The organism is Corallococcus sp. AB049A (assembly GCF_003668885.1).
Lineage (GTDB): Bacteria > Myxococcota > Myxococcia > Myxococcales > Myxococcaceae > Corallococcus > Corallococcus interemptor.
In genome coordinates this window covers 1-405 of sequence record NZ_RAWL01001344.1, presented here as the reverse complement: position 1 = coordinate 405, position 405 = coordinate 1, and the positions used below count along the sequence as shown (strand labels likewise).

Annotated in this window: 1 protein-coding gene; it reads left to right on the top strand. The window is 26.9% G+C overall.

What is annotated here, in order from left to right:
• Positions 1-227, top strand: a 227-nt coding sequence (locus D7X55_RS45245) for a hypothetical protein (RefSeq protein ID WP_233610485.1), incomplete at its 5' end; no start/stop codon positions are given.
• Positions 228-405: the final 178 nt, after the last annotated feature.

Here is a 405-nt window from a genome sequence, read left to right as displayed (position 1 = left end):
GTTTTAAAATTGATGAATTGCCTGCATCTGTTAGAGTTAAACTTAATGAAGCAGATGGGTTATTTGAGTATATTGTTTCGTCTGATAATGAAAATATTAGCATCAGAGCCAAATTAAAAATTAACAAAACAATTTTTTTGCCCGAAGACTATGATTCGATAAGAGATTTCTACGCATTTATCATTAAAAAACAATCAGAGCAAATTGTGTTTAAAAAAATAAAATAATATTTATGAAATGGGTTTTGATTTTTCTTTTTATTCTTCCGTTTAAAATTTTTTCCCAGAATTATAATGTGGCTTTAATACCCGATTCATTAAAGTAGAATGCTCATTGTGTTAAACGTTATGATGAAACTTATGTGAAGATTAAAGGAATTGATAAAGCAGTTATTACGCATAAAGT